The organism is Shewanella marina JCM 15074 (genome assembly GCF_000614975.1).
Taxonomy (GTDB): domain Bacteria; phylum Pseudomonadota; class Gammaproteobacteria; order Enterobacterales; family Shewanellaceae; genus Shewanella; species Shewanella marina.
Map to the genome: position 1 here is coordinate 26,963 of NZ_BALM01000023.1, position 17,699 is coordinate 44,661.

At 40.2% G+C, this 17,699-nt stretch carries 13 protein-coding genes and 2 pseudogenes; 11 read left to right on the top strand and 4 right to left on the bottom strand.

All coding sequences use genetic code 11. From position 1 onward, the window contains the following. Positions 1–2 precede the first annotated feature (2 nt). From JCM15074_RS15295 to JCM15074_RS15340, 10 genes and pseudogenes are all read left to right on the top strand, one after another. On the top strand, positions 3–1,019 hold the full coding sequence (locus JCM15074_RS15295; protein WP_025822152.1) for an aspartate-semialdehyde dehydrogenase: 1,017 nt from the start codon (positions 3–5) through the stop codon (positions 1,017–1,019). Positions 1,020–1,227: 208 nt separating this feature from the next. After that, entirely contained in the window at positions 1,228–3,588 is a 2,361-nt protein-coding gene (locus tag JCM15074_RS15300) for a FimV/HubP family polar landmark protein (RefSeq protein WP_025822154.1), read from the top strand. Then, on the top strand, positions 3,566–3,694 hold the full coding sequence (locus tag JCM15074_RS24055; protein WP_084267036.1) for a FimV/HubP family polar landmark protein: 129 nt from the start codon (positions 3,566–3,568) through the stop codon (positions 3,692–3,694). Before JCM15074_RS15300 ends, JCM15074_RS24055 begins: the two co-directional genes overlap by 23 nt. Positions 3,695–3,849: 155 nt before the next feature. Further along, entirely contained in the window at positions 3,850–4,635 is a 786-nt protein-coding gene (gene truA / locus JCM15074_RS15310) for a tRNA pseudouridine(38-40) synthase TruA (RefSeq protein WP_025822156.1), read from the top strand. 45 nt (positions 4,636–4,680) lie between these two features. After that, positions 4,681–5,952 (top strand): bifunctional tetrahydrofolate synthase/dihydrofolate synthase, encoded by a 1,272-nt coding sequence (gene folC, locus JCM15074_RS15315; protein ID WP_037469815.1) that lies wholly within the window; start codon positions 4,681–4,683, stop codon positions 5,950–5,952. A 55-nt stretch (positions 5,953–6,007) separates the two neighbouring features. Beyond that, positions 6,008–6,584, top strand: a pseudogene (locus tag JCM15074_RS22515) (SPOR domain-containing protein). Between the two features lie 136 nt (positions 6,585–6,720). Continuing rightward, the gene (locus JCM15074_RS15325) at positions 6,721–7,209 is read left to right on the top strand and encodes a CvpA family protein (RefSeq protein WP_025822159.1); all 489 of its coding nucleotides are present in this window, start codon (positions 6,721–6,723) and stop codon (positions 7,207–7,209) included. A 52-nt stretch (positions 7,210–7,261) separates the two neighbouring features. Continuing rightward, positions 7,262–8,775: pseudogene (gene purF, locus JCM15074_RS22520) on the top strand (amidophosphoribosyltransferase). Positions 8,776–8,880: 105 nt separating this feature from the next. Next, positions 8,881–9,234 (top strand): VOC family protein, encoded by a 354-nt coding sequence (locus JCM15074_RS15335; protein WP_025822160.1) that lies wholly within the window; start codon positions 8,881–8,883, stop codon positions 9,232–9,234. Between the two features lie 89 nt (positions 9,235–9,323). Next, the gene (locus JCM15074_RS15340) at positions 9,324–11,303 is read left to right on the top strand and encodes a DNA topoisomerase III (protein ID WP_025822161.1); all 1,980 of its coding nucleotides are present in this window, start codon (positions 9,324–9,326) and stop codon (positions 11,301–11,303) included. 31 nt (positions 11,304–11,334) lie between these two features. Here JCM15074_RS15340 and JCM15074_RS15345 read toward each other — a convergent pair whose 3' ends face one another. Then, positions 11,335–12,627: an alpha/beta fold hydrolase gene (locus tag JCM15074_RS15345; RefSeq protein WP_025822162.1), complete on the bottom strand. Its 1,293-nt coding sequence runs from the start codon at positions 12,625–12,627 to the stop codon at positions 11,335–11,337. A gap of 138 nt (positions 12,628–12,765) precedes the next feature. Between JCM15074_RS15345 and JCM15074_RS15350 the strand changes: the two genes are divergently transcribed. Then, on the top strand, positions 12,766–13,410 hold the full coding sequence (locus JCM15074_RS15350) for an MBL fold metallo-hydrolase (RefSeq protein ID WP_025822163.1): 645 nt from the start codon (positions 12,766–12,768) through the stop codon (positions 13,408–13,410). A gap of 364 nt (positions 13,411–13,774) precedes the next feature. Here the strand turns inward: JCM15074_RS15350 and JCM15074_RS15355 are convergent, their stop codons facing one another. Genes JCM15074_RS15355 through JCM15074_RS22525 form a run of 3 tightly spaced genes read right to left on the bottom strand, consistent with a single transcriptional unit; the run spans position 13,775 to position 17,577 of the window. Then, on the bottom strand, positions 13,775–16,396 hold the full coding sequence (locus tag JCM15074_RS15355; protein ID WP_025822164.1) for a PqiB family protein: 2,622 nt from the start codon (positions 16,394–16,396) through the stop codon (positions 13,775–13,777). Next, positions 16,383–17,018 carry a paraquat-inducible protein A gene (locus JCM15074_RS15360; protein WP_025822165.1) on the bottom strand — a complete coding sequence of 212 codons (636 nt, stop codon included), beginning with the start codon at positions 17,016–17,018 and terminating at the stop codon, positions 16,383–16,385. The genes JCM15074_RS15355 and JCM15074_RS15360 overlap by 14 nt, the downstream gene beginning before the upstream one ends. Next, on the bottom strand, positions 17,011–17,577 hold the full coding sequence (locus tag JCM15074_RS22525) for a paraquat-inducible protein A (RefSeq protein WP_051536924.1): 567 nt from the start codon (positions 17,575–17,577) through the stop codon (positions 17,011–17,013). The genes JCM15074_RS15360 and JCM15074_RS22525 overlap by 8 nt, the downstream gene beginning before the upstream one ends. Between the last annotated feature and the right edge of the window lie 122 nt (positions 17,578–17,699).

Sequence of the window (17,699 nt, forward strand, 5' to 3'; positions counted from 1 at the left end):
TTATGTCACAGAAGTTTAATGTTGTTGTACTTGGCGCTTCAGGAGCTGTGGGTCAAACCATGATCGAAATTCTTGAAGAACGTGATTTTCCTGTGGCTAATTTGTACCCATTAGCAAGCAGTCGCAGTGCTGGTGAAACAGTGACGTTTCACGGTAAAAATGTTGAAATCTTAGATGTTGAGACTTTTGATTGGTCACAAGCTCAAATTGGTTTCTTTTCTGCTGGCGGCGATGTTTCTGCTAAGTGGGCCCCAATTGCGGCAGAATCTGGCTGTGTTGTGATCGATAACACCTCACATTTCCGTTATGACATTGATGTACCGTTAGTGATCCCTGAAGTTAATCCTGAAGCGATTGCAGATTTCCGTAATCGTAACATTATTGCTAACCCAAATTGTTCTACCATTCAGATGCTTGTTGCGCTGAAACCCATTTATGATGCATTTGGTATTTCACGTATTAATGTGGCGACTTATCAGTCAGTTTCAGGTTCTGGTAAAAAAGCGATTGAAGAATTAGCGAAACAATGTGCAAGATTACTTCAAGGTTTGCCAACTGAGGCCGAAGTATATCCTAAGCAGATTGCATTTAACGTACTGCCACAGATTGATCAGTTTATGGATAATGGCTACACCAAAGAAGAGATGAAAATGGTGTGGGAAACTCAAAAGATTTTGGGTGATGAATCTGTATTAGTTAATGCGACTGCTGTTCGTGTTCCAGTATTTTATGGTCACTCAGAAGCGGTTGCGATTGAAACTCGTCAACCTGTCGACGCAGAAGATATTAAAACTGTGTTACGTGGTGCGGCTGGTATTGAGTTGTTTGAAACAGATGAAGAATACCCAACTGCGGTAACTGATGGTGCAGGTACTGACGCTGTACATGTTGGTCGTATTCGTAAAGATATCTCTCATGATTATGGTATTAATTTATGGGTAGTATCAGATAATATTCGTAAAGGTGCAGCCTTAAACAGCGTACAAATTGCTGAAGTGTTGATCCGCGATTATTATTAATTTTTTACCGTAACAAAGCCTGCTTTGCAGGCTTTTTGATTGATTTGTGAATATTAGCCAAGTTCGCAAATTATATTTGTAATAACCTAAAGATATAACATGGCTAGTTAACTCACTTAAGATAATGGATTGTTATCTTACTATGAATGGATGCGATAGTCTGGACATCGTATAGCGTGCAAACTTTGCGCTTGAAAGGAAAGGGTAGATGATCTTTCAAACATCACTTCGTCAAATGTTACTTGCCTCAGGGTTGATGGCAGTTAGCGTTATTTATTTGCCATCAAATGCGGTTGCTGAGCCTTTAAAAATTATTGGTCCGCAAGATCAATTACATGCTCAAACATTACAATATGGACCTACAACGGCCACTGATACTTTATGGAGCATTGCGTTAAAAGTAAGACCGGATAAAAGTGTCAATGTTTATCAGGTTATGGCTGCAATATACGATGCTAACCGTTCGGCCTTTTTAACTAATAGTTACGGCAGTCTTGAAAAAAAGATGATGCTGACTATCCCCTCGAAAGCAGAAATTCAGGCTATTTCTAAAAGAGATGCTCAACGCCGTGCTGAGCTTAAAACCCAACCTAAAGCTAAACCCGTCAAAATCAAACCTGTCACCATAGTTGAACCTACACTGGCGGAGCCTGTTGTCCCTCAAGTTGTCAAAACTGAGGTTGTAAAAGCAGACGTTGCCAAGACGGAAGAACTTAAGTCCGTTAAACCTGCAGTAGAGCCTATGCCAGAAGTGTTGGGTGATAATGTGGTGGTGGCTGAAGCGATTGATGACATGACTAGTTTGCAAAGCAAACTATTGTCACTGACAGATACATTAGCGAGAGCTGAAGATCAGCTAGATGCTAATCAATTAGATATTCAAGAGTTACGCCAGCAAATACAAAAAAAGAACGAGTTAATTGCAACGTTAGAGCAATCTTTAGTCGATAGTGAACAAAGTCGACTCGTTTTAACGGAAAAGAACCGTAAGCTTGATCAAGAGTTAAGTTTACTAAAAGAGCCGATTGCCGATGTTGAACAAGGCAATATCTGGCAGCAAATGATGAATAACCCGTTAATGCTCACATTAGCTGCTGTGCTACCTGCGGTATGTATTTTATTAATCGTGGGTTGGTTATTACGTCGCCGTGCAAAAAATAGAGCAGAGTCAACGGATAATAATCTTGATATCGCCGCTGTTGGCAGCAGTGCCGTCGCTGCTACTGCAATTGCCGATGTTGTCGCTGATGAAGAGAGTAGCGCTGTTGCTAATGACGTTAATGCTGATACTGAAGTGCCGATTGATCTGGACACTTTAGATGATGACAACATTGAAAGTATGTTGCAGCAAAATAAGTTAATCGATGAGCCTGAGATAACAGAAACTGAGCAAGTAGAAGCTGAAAAGGCCAACGTTGATCAACAAGAGACAAATAATGAAGTTGATGCTGAGTCGATTAATGCCGAACAAGAAACTGATGAAACATTATCAACCACTGATAATGATTTAGCTTCAACAAGTATCGATTTAAATGATGATATTGATTTAGATGAACCTGATTTAAGTCAATCTGATACTGAAGAATCACTGATTCAGTATGCTAGCCCAGATTTACAGTCATTAGATTTAGTGGCCCCTGATGATGTTGAGCAGGAGTCAGAGCCAGATGATGATTTTAATGAGATATTAAATCAGCTAGAGTCAGAGCCTGAGCCAGAGCAAAAGTCAGAGTTAGCGCCAGAACCCGAGCCTGAGGATGACTTTAATGACATATTAAATCAACTCGAGGCCGAGCCAGCAGTTGAAGATGTTGGAGAACAGCCAGTTGTTGCTGAGGCCACTGTTGAAGAACCGATAGCCGCAACGAATATTGAGCAGGATAAGGTTGCGGATAAAATTGATGCCTTGAGTGCTAATGAGTTAGTTGCCGGCGCAATGGCACAAGATAACGATGATAGTGATGATGATTTTTGGGCGTCATTAACCCAAGATTCTGACGATGAACTGGACGACATCAGTGCGAAGGATAAGCAAGATGACATTGAGCCCAAAGTAGAGTCTGATGATTCAGATGAACATATTTGGACGCAATTTACTGATTCAGATGAGTTAAATAATGATGTTCAGGCCGATACCTTGGCTGCAAAAGAAACCTTGGATTCATCAGAGCCAAGCAAGAAAGATGATAAGTTTGATGATGATTTATGGGCACAATATGCTAATGAAGATAATCAAGACAATGATGAGTTTGATTTTGATGATAAACAATTCTCATTGGGTCAAGGTGTCAGTGTTGAGGAAGCATTAGCCGCTCTTGATAAAGAAGAGTTGGCTAGTTCAGCTGCAGCGGTCGCTGAAGCTCCTAAAGCATTTGAACCAGAAACTTATATTGATATTGAAAAGTTGATCAGTGATGCTGATGAAGATATTGCTGATGGCGATCCTTACAAGGAGTTTAAAATTCCAATGGATGAAATTGACACTATTATGCATGGCACGGCTATGGTTGATGTTGATGATGCCGAAAATGCGATAAACGCCAAACTTGATCTCGCTAGCTTATATTGAAATTGAAGATACCGACAGTGCCAAGGCATTGTTAAAAGAGGTCAAACTAGACGGTAATGATCGACAACAAGATGAAGCTCTAGGGTTACTTGATAAAATAGCTTAATCGCATCGATAAAAACTTAATAAACGGCACCTATTATAGGTGCCGTTTTTGTTTATAGCGTTAAGCGGGCAGTTGCTGATTAATCGAGCTAAAGGCGCTCTTATATGTCGTCAAGCTATGTTAGAATTGCGCGGTTAATGATTAAGGAGTTTAAAATGCGCATTGCATTAGGCGTAGAGTACGATGGCAGCAGTTATTATGGTTGGCAGCGTCAAGCGGAAGTTGATACTGTTCAAGCCCGATTAGAAAAGGCACTGTCTTCAATTGCCAATGAAGAGATTAATCTGTTTTGTGCTGGTCGAACTGACGCAGGTGTTAATGGTACTGGTCAAGTCGTGCATTTTGATACCACTGCTGTACGTAGTGATACGGCATGGACCATGGGGATTAACTCTAAATTACCTAATAATATTGCGGTTCGCTGGGTCAAACATGTTGATGATAGTTTTCATGCGCGCTTTAGTGCAACGGCAAGACGTTACCGTTATGTGATTTATAATCACAATCTACGCCCAGGGATTTTATGTGGTGGTGTTAGTCATTACCATGGTGATATTGATGAAAAGAAAATGCATGTTGCCGCACAGGCATTATTAGGCGAGCAAGATTTTACCAGTTTCAGAGCGGTACAGTGCCAGTCTAAAACACCCTTTAGAAATGTGCATCGTGTCGATGTGACGCGTCAAGGCATGTATGTCATGGTCGATATTGAAGCGAATGCATTTTTGCATCATATGGTGCGCAATATTGTCGGTTCATTACTTGAAATTGGTTTAGGCAATCAGCCAACTTCTTGGATTGGTGAGTTGTTAGCACTGAAAAATAGAAATAAAGCTGCTGCAACGGCAAAACCGAATGGTTTATATTTAGTTGATGTGACTTATCCTGAGCATTTTCAGTTACCTAAATTAAGTTTAGGTCCATTGTTTATGTTAGATTAATTGTCGAATATTTTTATTTAGCTCATTTCATGAGTAGGGAATACCATGTATCACAGCCATTTAATTCAACCAGATGCACAGTCTAGTTTAGCCACTTGGTTAGACTATTTATTGGCAGGGCATCCAACTGAGATTGATATGGGCTTAAATCGAATTACTGATGTGGCGCAGCGTATGGATTTGCTGACCTCATCAAGTAAAGTTATCACAGTTGCAGGTACCAATGGTAAAGGCACTACGTGCGCTTATTTAGAACGAATATTACGTCAAGCGGGTTATAGCGTAGGCGTATATAGTTCACCACATATCATTAATTACAATGAGCGAGTACGCATTGATGGTATTGATGCGAGTGATGCTGAATTTATTAGTGCATTTTTAGCGATAGAAGCTGCACGGATCGATATCTCGTTAACCTTTTTTGAATGTGCAACATTAGCTGCTTTATATATCTTTAAACAGCGTCAACCTGATTATATCTTGTTAGAAGTTGGTCTAGGTGGTCGTTTAGATGCAACAAATATTATTGACGCCGATGTGAGTGTACTAACTGCGGTCGATATTGATCATACTAACTTTTTAGGTAATACCCGTGATAGTGTTGGCCGTGAAAAGGCGGGTATCTTTAGAAGCAATCGTCCGGCGGTGATTGGAGAACCTGATTTACCCGCTTCAGTCACTGAGGTTGTGCAGTATCTTGATGCCATGCCGTATTGTGTTGGCCAGCAGTTTAGTTATCAACAACAAGATGATAGCTGGAGTTATCAAGGTGCGGTTGTACGCATTGAAAATATGCCATTACCTTCATTACCGTTACCGAATGCAGCGACTGCTATTGCCGTGATTGAACAGATTTTGCCAGAGCTTTCACCTGAGTTGATTGCAAATGCGTTGGCAAGTGCAACGTTAGCGGGGCGACTTGAGCTAGTACAACAGCAACCTAAAGTCTTGGTTGATGTGGCGCATAATCCGCATGCTGCGGCGTATTTAGTTAAAAAGCTTAGACAGATGCAATATCGTAAGCTGGTGGCATTATGTGGCATGCTAAGTGATAAGGATATTCATGGCGTCTTGCAACTGATGACACCTATTGTCGATAGTTGGCACTTTGTCACTTTAGATAATGAGCGTGGCGCAACTGCAGCTGAATTATCAAAACAGTTACCTGATTCAGTAACGGCTTGTGAATATCACAATGTAGATGATGCATGGCAGGCGATAGCCCCGAGTTTGGCTGATGATGATTTATTGATTGTGTTTGGTTCGTTTTATACCGTGGCTGGCTTTAAAATGTTGCTACAAACAAACGAAAAATAGTGAGATTGTTGAGGTTAGTTATTTATACTAGCCTTTATTTTTGGGGAAGATTATTTTGTCGAGTCAATTTCAAAACCGCTTAGTCGGTACCATAGTGATTGTTGCCTTAGGTGTAATATTTTTACCCGATATTTTAGATGGTAAGAAAGAGTCACAACAGGAACAGTTTACTGAGATCCCATTACGACCAGCGGTGATCCAAAAGCAGACTGTACCCGATGATGCTTTTGTTGCAGTAAAAGCTCCCGTTGCGGTTGATTTAAGTGATAACAGCGAGCCTGAGACAAAACCACAGGATAAAGCTGCGGTTGAAGTTAAGGCAAAAACTGAAGCAAAGGTAGAGTCAAAACCTCAACCTAAACCTGTGATCAAGTTGTCGCCAATTCCTAAAGGGGCATGGACGTTACAATTAGGCGGTTTTAATAATGCCAATAATGTCAATGCACTGATTAAGCAGCTTAGAGGGGCAGTATAACGCTTATACTATTCCAACTAAGCCGATTGATGGCCATTTGACGAAAGTGTTTGTTGGACCTGATGTATCTGAAAGCAAACTCTCAAAATGGAAGCAAGAAATTAAAAAATTGACCAAGTTAAATGGGCGCGTAGTAGCATATCGTCCCTTAGACTAAACAGTCTGTTTTCTAATTTAATCTATTGTTCGATTGTATCAGACTGAATTTCATTTATTTTTCCGCTAAGGGGTGAGAATGAATTCAGTCTTTGATAGAATCGCGCCGACCTTATCTTTTTCTCGGATCCCTTTACATGGTTTGGATCGATTACGCTATTATTTTTGTTGTTGGACTCTCTACACTAATCAGTCTTGTACGTGGCTTTGCAAAAGAAGCAATGTCATTAGTGGTCTGGTTCGTCGCATTCTTTATTGCAAGTCAATTCTATTTAGAACTCGCTGTTTACTTAACGCAGATCCAAGATGAGATGCTGCGTAATGGTATTGCGATTGCAATTCTATTTGTCGCCACCTTAATTGTGGGCGCAATGGTCAATTATCTCATTGGTCAATTAGTCTCTAAAACGGGATTGTCAGGCACAGACAGATTACTTGGTTTGTGTTTTGGTGCCCTACGTGGAGCCTTAATTGTTAGTGCGATATTGTTCTTTTTGGATGCATTTACAGGGGCGCCAAATACTGTTTGGTGGCAGCATTCAAAATTGATCCCTGAATTTGGTGTTGTTATACAGTGGTTTTTTAACTACTTAGAAAATACCTCAAGCTTTGTACCTAAAATATAAAATATAAATATAACTAAATTGATAGAACATCTTACAATGAGGAAACCTACCCATGTGTGGTATTGTTGGAATCGTCGGTCGCTCACCGGTTAATCAAACGATTTATGATGCTTTAACCGTTCTGCAACACCGAGGGCAAGATGCCGCTGGTATTGTAACCATTGATGGCAATGCATTTCGTTTACGTAAAGCTAATGGCTTGGTTAAAGATGTATTTGAACCAAAACATATGCAACGCCTACAAGGACACTCTGGTATTGGTCATGTGCGTTATCCTACCGCAGGTAGTTCTAGCGCATCAGAAGCCCAGCCATTCTATGTAACTCTCCTTTTGGTATCTCACTCGCTCATAATGGTAATTTAACGAATACCCTAGAGTTAGCTGAGCAGCTTATCCAAAAAAGACGTCATGTTAATACCACCTCAGATTCAGAAGTTTTACTTAACTTATTAGCTGACGAAATTCAGCATATAAAAAGTTTAACGCTTACCGCTGATGATGTGTTTGATGCCATTACCAATGTACATAAACTGGTGAGTGGTGCTTATGCCGCCGTAGCCATGATTATTGGTCAAGGTTTAGTGGCATTTAGAGATCCATTTGGTATCAGACCGTTAGTGTTAGGTAAGCAAGAAACGGCAAATGGTACTGAGTATATGGTGGCATCTGAAAGTGTTGCACTTGATGCTGTTGGTTTTGAGGTGATGCGTGATGTTGAGCCAGGTGAAGCAGTTTATATCACTTTAGATGGGCAGCTTTATACTCGCCAATGTGCACAACATCCGAGTTATTCACCTTGTATTTTCGAATACGTTTATTTTGCACGTCCAGATTCCACTATTGATAATGTTTCTGTATACGCAAGTCGTGTAAATTTTGGTTCTAAATTAGGGGCTAAAATCAAACGTGAATGGGCGGATTTAGATATTGATGTGGTCATTCCAATCCCAGAGACCTCATGTGATATCGCACTTGAAATTGCGCGTCACATGGATCTACCGTATCGCCAAGGTTTTGTAAAAAATCGTTATATTGGCCGTACCTTTATTATGCCGGGGCAACAAGAACGTAAAAAGTCTGTGCGTCGTAAATTAAATGCAATTAATACCGAGTTCGCGGGTAAAAACGTGTTATTGGTTGATGATTCAATTGTACGCGGTACCACCTCAGAGCAGATTATCAGCATGGCTCGTGAAGCAGGCGCAAAGAAAGTGTATTTTGCCTCTGCAGCCCCTGAAATTAGGTTCCCTAATGTGTATGGCATTGATATGCCGACATCAAATGAGTTGATTGCTTATGGTCGCGACGTTGATGAGATTGCGCGTATTATTGGTGCAGATGGGGTGATATTCCAAGATATTGTAGACTTAGTTGCTGCTGTGCAGATGGAAAATCCTGAAATTACACGTTTTGAAACATCGGTGTTTGATGGTGATTACGTGACTCAAGATGTAGATCAAAATTATTTAGATCATTTAACCCAATTACGTAACGATGATGCTAAAGCCGTACGCAATCAAGATATCGGTACAAACCTAGAGCTACATAATGTTTGCCATCCATAATTGATTAATTAGGTTGAATTAAATTTAAAGGTCAGCAATGCTGGCCTTTTTTTTATGAGTCATTTATCTTGTTTATATTAATTAGATATTTATGGTGGATTATTAATGTTATTTCCAACAGACTCGCAGCCTATTATTCCCTGTTTTTATGTTAAAACCCCAGAGCAGGCTGCTTTATTTTATAGAAATGTATTTGCTGCAGAACAACTTGCTAATGACAGTGGGATAATAAAATTGAGTTTGTTTGGTAAGGTCATTGTGATCAAAGATGTTGGCCGTGATTACTTATTAACACATGCGGCGCATCATCTGAAAGTTAATCATATTGAGCAGGTACTCACTTTAGCTAAAGAAGCGGGAGCGATGATTGATGTTGAACTCGCTCAATATCCTGAAGGTTATCATGCGGCGATTATTGACCCATTTGGGCAGTTATGGGAGCTTTATCAGACGGCATAAGTGTTTCATTTTTAAAAACATGACAACAAAAATTGCAGAGCGATTCAATATACGCTAAATTACTGTAAATTTATCCAGTTGTTTAGTTTATGATTTTATATATTGCTGAAAAACCAAGTTTAGGTCGGGCGATTGCCGAAGTATTACCCAAGCCGCATAAAAAAGGCGAGGGCTATATTACACTCGCTAATGGGGATGTGGTCAGTTGGTGTGTTGGCCATCTGCTTGAGCAAGCAGAACCCGATCATTATGATCCAGTATATAAATCATGGAAGTTTGAACATCTGCCTATTATTCCTGAACAATGGCAACTTAAACCCAAAGCGAGCACCCGTTCACAATTAGCGGTCCTACGTAAATTAATCAAACAAGCTAAAACGATTGTTAATGCGGGAGACCCAGATAGAGAAGGGCAACTTCTCGTTGATGAAGTGATTAGCTATCTCGGTGCCAGTAAAACTAAAATAAGCCAAGCAAAAAGACTATTAATTAGCGACTTAAACCCAAGTGCTGTTAAAAAAGCATTATCCCAAATGCGTATGAACCACGACTATATTCCTTTAGCGACCTCTGCATTAGCACGAAGCCGTGCAGATTGGTTATACGGCATGAATATGACTCGTGCTTACACCTTGCAGGGGCAAAAGGTGGGTTATCAAGGCGTATTATCTGTTGGCCGCGTGCAAACGCCATTATTGGGGTTAGTTGTGCGCCGTGACGATGAGATTGCCAAGTTTGTCAGTAAGCCATTTTATGAAGTGTTAGCCCATGTTGAGACTGAAGCTAAGCAAGGTTTTAGTGCAAAGTGGCAACCGAGTGCCGCTTGCGAGCCATATATGGATAGCGATGGCCGAGTCATTTATCGCAAGCTTGCCGATAATGTTGCTGCGCGGATTACAGGGCAGCCAGCTTTGGTTAAGCAAGTGAATAAACAAGCTAAAAAACAAAATGCACCACTGCCTTACAGTTTATCAGCCCTACAGATTGATGCCGCCAAACGTTTTGGCATGAGCGCCAAACAGGTATTAGATACGTGTCAGTCACTGTACGAAAAACATAAATTAATCACTTATCCGCGTTCAGACAGTCGCTATTTACCCAAAGATCAATTTAGTGATGCGCCTAAGGTGATTACCGCAATCTTAAATAATGCGGCTGATTTAACCAAAGATGCTGATGCTCCTAATGCATCATTAAAATCGAAAGCATGGAACGACAGTAAAGTGGATGCTCACCATGCCATTATTCCAACAGCGAAGCAGAGTCAATTAGCGAGTTTGAGCAGTTATGAGAGTCAATTGTATAAACATATTGCGCGCCAATATTTAGCGCAATTTTATCCTGCTTATGAATATGATGAAACTGAAGTTGAATTGGAAATTGCTGGTGGTCTATTTACTTGTAAAGCTAAAACAGAGAAAAAGCTAGGTTGGAAGCAGCTATATAGCCGTACTGATAATAAAGCAACGGCGAGTGAAGAGAATGAAGAGTTAGCTAAATTACCACCACTAAAAGTCGGTCAAATATTGGCGTGTTTACGTGGTGAAGTGTTAGAGAAAATGACTCAGCCACCTAAACATTTTACCGATGCGACGCTGTTAGGTGCCATGACCGGTATTGGTCGTTTTGTGACTGATGCGGAAATTAAAAAAACGCTTAAAGAAACCGATGGTATTGGTACTGAGGCGACGCGCGCAGGTATTATTGAATTACTGTTTAAACGTAATTTTTTAACTCGAGTTGGTAAACAAATTCATGCAACTGAAGCCGGTAAGGGGCTTATTTACAGTTTACCTGAAAAAGCGACTACGCCTGATATGACCGCATTGTGGGAAAATCAATTGGCTAAAATTAGTGATAAACAAATGAACTATCAACAATTTATGCAGCCATTAACACAAATGCTAACAGGGTTAATCGAACATGCTTCACAGACGATTCCAACAGCATTACAGGGATTGAAATCAATGCCAACCAAGAGTCGATTTAAGCGTAAAACGAGTTCAACTAAACGGGTTACAAGTGCTAAACGATCACCGAAAACAAGTAGCCGCAAAAAAGCGCCATAATGGCGCTTTTTGTACTTGTCAGGCGATAGGATTAGCGTAGCGCTTGTTTACGGTTTAATGCGACAAGCTTATCAAATATTTTTTCGCCATCCATACGAATACCATTATGTTCATATTCCGACGTTAGCCAGTAGGTGAGATTATTGACCTGTTTACTGGTTTCTAAGCTGTATTGCATCTCAACATACATATCTTCACTGTAGATAGCTGCAGCTACAGGCACTTGGTTATTCGCCAATTGCTCAAGATCATATAACATTGGCCAATCTTGTTTAGCAGCAAGGATTTCAGCAGCTTGTTGCAGTGGTTTTAAGTTAGCAAATTGTTCAAAGAACCATGGGTAAATCATTTCGCCAGTGAATAAAAATGGCATATCAGTTTGGTAGTTAAACTCAGGGTGTAACTCTTGCACCTGTTGTGCAGCCCAGTTTGAAGCTTGTTGCTGACAGTAAATCGATTCATGCAGTAGTGCAAAAATAGGGTTGGTATTGTAGTCCAATAAATGACTAAAGTGAGCTAAAAAGAGTGGGTTAACAATTTCACCCTGCGGGCTACAGATTAACGCTTGCTCTAATAAATAATAAACCGCTTCAGGCCCTTGCTCCATGCCAAGATTAATGCCTAATAATTGCAGCATCTCTACGGTAAGTTGTTCACCTGTCGCTAAATAAGTCGGGGTGTCGGTAATGTGCTGTGCTAATTGACGAACGAGTGCTTGGGCATCACTGAAACGTTCAAAAAATGCATGATTCTTTTGTAGCACGCGTTGGTATGTTGCTTGATAAACTTCAGTCGCTGGTCGAGTGAGTGAGGGAATGCCACCCGTGATATAAGCTTCACTGATGCCATGTGGGGCATCTGATAGGTATTTCAGTACACAAAAACCACCGAAACTTTGACCAATAATCGCCCATGGTTGTTGGCCACAAAGTTGGTTTCTAATTAATTCAGCATCTTTAATAATACTATCGGCTCTAAAGTGAGTTAAATATTCAGCCTGTTGCTCAGCAGACATATGGCTCATGCCTGTAGCATTAACTGGTGTTGATAAACCTGTACCGCGTTGATCGAGGAGTAACACTCTGAACTCTTTTAGCGCGCGCTTTATCCAGCCACTATTAGCACTAGGGCGCATTGCTCCAAATCCTGGACCACCTTGGAAGTAAACGATATAAGGTAGCTCTTGGCCAACCTTGTCTTGATGGACGAGTTCTCTTGCAAAAATTTGGATCTGTTCCCCTGTTGGGGCGGAATGATCTAATGGCAAATCAAAAAAATGTTTATAAGCATTAACTTCTGGTAGGTAAAAATCGGCAGTGTTCATGGCATTCTTATTTGATAATTTTATTAAATTGTATCCCAAAGTAGTTTTAGTTCAATGGTTTGATCTCAATAGATGCTAAAGCGTTAAAGTTAGCGTAATCTGTAGCAAGTTTATAAAAGCGCATAACGGAAATAGACAATGAAATATAAAATTATTCCGGTGACACCATTCCAGCAAAACTGTAATTTGATTTGGTGTGATAAAACCAACAAAGCTGCGATTGTTGATCCCGGTGGTGATGTTGACCGCATTATTGCGGAAGTTGAAAAGCATGGCGTTGATGTAGAAAAGGTTTTATTGACCCATGGTCATATTGACCATGTTGGTGGTGCGACTGAATTAGCGCAGCGTTTAAATGTACCAATTATTGGTCCACATAAAGATGATCAATTCTTACTTGATGATCTCGCTGATCAAAGTCGAATGTTTCAGTTTAAGCCCTGTGATACATTCGTGCCTGCTCAATATTTAAATGATGGTGATGTGGTGACTGTTGGTGACTTATCTTTACAGGTTTGCCATTGCCCAGGCCATACTCCGGGTCACGTAGTATTCTTTGAACCTTTAACCAAAACCGCTTGGGTTGGTGATGTTTTATTCAAAGGCTCTATCGGCCGCACTGATTTTCCGCAATCTAGTCACCCAGCATTAATTGACTCTATTACAAAGAAATTGTGGCCTTTAGGTGGAGAAGTGGAGTTTATTCCAGGACATGGCCCAAGTTCTACTTTTGCCCAAGAGCGTCGTAGTAATCCATTTGTGGCTGATCAATTGTTTGGCTAGATAGCGAGGATTAACAACAGTAGTTGTTATACCAATTTGATTAAAGATGTGATCTATTCAGAGCTTGTCAGCCTTTTCAGTTCTAGGCGCATTGATGCCGTAATGGCTATTCCCTTTCAAATCAATGCAACATCGAAATGGAAAGGTCTGAAAAGCTCACTTCGTGCGGGTTTCAAGGCACTGTATACTGCGTTGAACATTTTCAAAATAGAATAACTATTCCGTTCAAATGTCCGCCTTGTCTACAGCACCTTGAACTCCCGCTGAATGATCACCTTCTTAATCAAGTTGGTATTATATCTTTGGATGGGTCACCGATAACAAAAAGGGCTGAATATTCAGCCCTTTTTACATATAACAATTGCTACTGTTGTTGTGGTGCCCACTCTAACCATTGCTGCTCTGGTTTTGGATAAATTGGCATTTTAGTATGTGCGGCCAACTTATTCGTAGCAGTGGTGCTATTTTCAGTTGCAACCCCAATTCCGCCAGCCAGTATGTTTTCTAATGAGCCAGTATTGATTTGCGCACCAGAAAATAAACCGATATCCACTTTCACTCCTGATAAATCAAAGAAACGACTGCTTTGATTTATAACATGTTGATATTGCTGCTTGATATGAGCTGTAATTTCAACATCTTGAGCATGATTACCTAGTTTATATTGGCTCACATGACCAATAATAATGCCGCGATACATAATAGGCGTGCCAACATTAATTGAACCTAAATTGGTATCCGTCAGAATAATATCAAGTCCAGATGATGCGGCCGCTTGTATCGTTTGCGAGCTGCCGTCGAAATGGTTTGTTAAGGTAGTATTTTCGCCTGGAATGGTTCCTATATAGGCACCTGTTAATAAGGTTTCAGGCGCTTTAATACCACGGATAGAAATATCTGCATCGACAATAAAGTAACGGCTATCTTTACGTGTGAACTTTGCTGCATATTCCCCGTAAATATAGGCTTTAGCTGTAATTGTTTTTAAGTTGCTATTAAGGGCTATCTTGCTAACTTCACCAATTTTATGGCCTAAATATCGGATAGGTGCACCATTACTCAGTTTTACAGAAGCAGGGAACACAATACTTATCGCTTGCGCATTTTGTAATGCTAATTGTTGTGAGCTAAATAGCATGCGTTGTTTATGTTGATGCGCTTGTGGTAATAAACCTATGCCTATGCTGCCAGTGATCGCTCCTTTGAGTGGGGCAACATTGACTTTAACACCGGCTAAGCTTGCATCTACGGTAACCGCCGCGTTTTGCCAAAATACGGTATGCTCATTAATTAATGATTTAAATTGACGTTTAATGTTTAATTTAATTGCAAAATCGTCTGAGCTAGGTTGCCAGTTAATGTGGCTTACTTCACCGATTGCCATTTTTTTGTAGTAAACAGGCGCTCCTACAGATAAACCCGCACCATCTTCGCTGGTTAAGGTCACTGATATTGTATGTGCTTGCTCAATATCCGTTTTAGCGGCGATAGCTGAACTGTATAGGGTTAAGATCGTATCTGATTTTATTGGTTGCTTACTTTGGCCTGGAATAATATCGATACTGCCATTTAGAATGCTATCAAGGCCGCCAGATTTAACCGAAATACCTTCCATGCTCGCGTTTATTTCAAGTGGCGGAGTCGGTACAAAATAGCTGTCTTGTTTTAATAAACTACTAAATTGTCTATTGATCTGGATCTGGTAATCAATGTGCGACATATCTTTTGATAATTGTGCTGATAACACTTTACCAATTGGGAATTGCTTATAACGGATTTCAGCTCCCGCTTTGATACCTGGATTATCCTGAGAGGTTAAGCGCAACAACAGTGGTGCTTGGGCTTGCTGTTTAGGGGCTTGTTCTAGTAGTCGGTAGTTGCTTTGTGCTTGGCCTTCACCCGGAATAAAGTTGATCACATTACCTGTAATTAAACGACTTGCATGTTTAATTCCATCAAGTGAAATATCAGCACCACTTAACCAAAATTGGCTTGTTTTTGCCAAAAAGCTGGCGTATTGGGCTTCTATTTCTGCTTCAAGTGTGACCTGATCTTTACCTAAAATCTTGGCGTTTATTTTACCTATATTGACACCTAAATAAACAATCGGTGTGCCGATATTGACACCATCAGCCGTTTTAGTTTCGAGATTAAAACGGACGCCATTATGGGCTTGATGTTCATTCTCAAATAAGGTGAACTCGTGACCGTTAGCTGCCTTTGGCCCCTTTGAAATACTGTCAAAACTAATGCCGCCAGCAATGATTGAAGCGATGCTTTCGGCATTAACTTTTATGCCAGTTGTTAAGTTGGCATCAACTTTTATGCCTGAAACATTCCAAAAGTGTGAGTTTACTTTCACTAAATCGGCATATTGTTGCTGAATATAAGCACTGATTTTGATCTTGTCATTTTCAGCAAGGTGATAACCCAAAATGCGACCGACAGGGATTTGGCGATAGAAAATGGGTGAGCCAACGTCAATAGAGTTAAGTTTATCAGCCATTAAGGTTACCATTAATCCTTCATTATTTGGGATAATTGGCGGAGCTTGTCTTAATGCTTCAAAGTTAGTCGCTACATCACCGGCGCCGGGTTTAATACCAATATAGTTGCCCGAAAAAATAGTGTCTAAGCCTTCAATACCGGTAATAGTTGCTTTGGGGGTGACTAGCCAAAACTCAGTATGGGTTTTTAAGAAAGGTTGTGCTCGATAATCCATCAAAACACTGACGTTTACGCTTTGTAGATCGTCATTTAATCCAATATCGGTGACTTTACCCACCGTAAGGCCTTGGTATTTCACCAAGGTTTTTCCCACTTCAATACCAGTTGCGCTTGGGAAGTGGATTAAAATTTCAACACCAGATTCTCTGATGCTTTTAATACCAACCCAAGCGCCCAAAATGAGTGTAATTAAAGGTAGTAGCCAAATAGGTGAAAATAGCTTCTTTTTGACAACTTTAGGTGATTCAATTTGATTCATTAGTCGATTCCAAACGATCCCAGAGTAAACGGGTGTCTAATATTTTTGCTGCGACTTGAGTGAGCAAAATAACTAGGCCAAAGGCAGTTGCTGCTGGTGCAGGTTGTGCATCAAGTAACTGTCCCATATTGATTAATGCTACCGTTGTAGAGAGTACAAACAGGTCAAGCATTGACCAGCGACCAATCCACTCAATAATATGAAACCCTTTGGTGAGTTTACTTTTTGATAGCGGTAAATTAAAACTAATTGCGGATAGATATAAGCCTAGTCCAATGATTTTTAAACAAGGGACTAAAATACTGGCGGTGAACAGAATAATTGCAATAGGCATCATGCCTGAATGAACGAGATGAGCAATACCTGAAAAGATAGTGTCATACACCACTTCACCCTTGTTAGTGAGGCGAGAAATTGGGTATAAATTAGCAGGAATGAGTAACATTGCTGCGGTAATCAATAAGGCCCAACTTTTTTGTAAACTAGCATAGTCGCGCACTTCTATGGCATAGCCGCAAGACTTACAAGTTTTATTGGCAATTGGATTGACAGTTTTGCATTTGTGACACAAAACTAATCCAAGTTCTTTACCTTGGTGGCAATCCACTTGGTCATCAATCATCAACTTGCTCCCACATATGTTCTATTTTGTATTCTCGTTGCATAAAAATGGTCACAACAAACAGCATAGTGAAACAGAAAGTACCAATACCAAAGGTGACTTTGGAAAAGTCGGTTAATTGGAAATCACATACTAATAGTGCCAGTACGTAGATTTCTAACATGCTCATTTGCTGTATTAATGGCTGATAACACAATAATTGCTTTAATACTTTTCGGGCAAAACGAGATTTTAAGCCGTACTTTACAATAAGTACCTGTATTAGTGTAGAAAAAATAAGTATGCCCGGAGCTATTACCGCCGCAATTAACACCGCTATACCTACAACCCAAAAACCTTGTGAACAGACCTCTATTGCAGCCTGAATCACGGTTGTTGTACGCATATTACCTAAAAATTGGATTTCAATGACGGGATAGAAGTTGGCGGGGAAATATAAAATTAGTGCCGTCAAACACAGGGCTAGCACACCATTTATAGAGCAATATGGCGTGTCATAAAGGGCTGAGTTACACCTTGGACACAACGCCCTAACTCCAGCAGTTAAATGACATTTCATTACGGCATGATCACAATATTCGCATAGCACGATATTGGATTTAGGTAATGAACTAGGTTGAGTTGAATTCAAATTATTACTTCTTTGTTATAAAAATAGTGACTTATCATTTAGTTAATGAT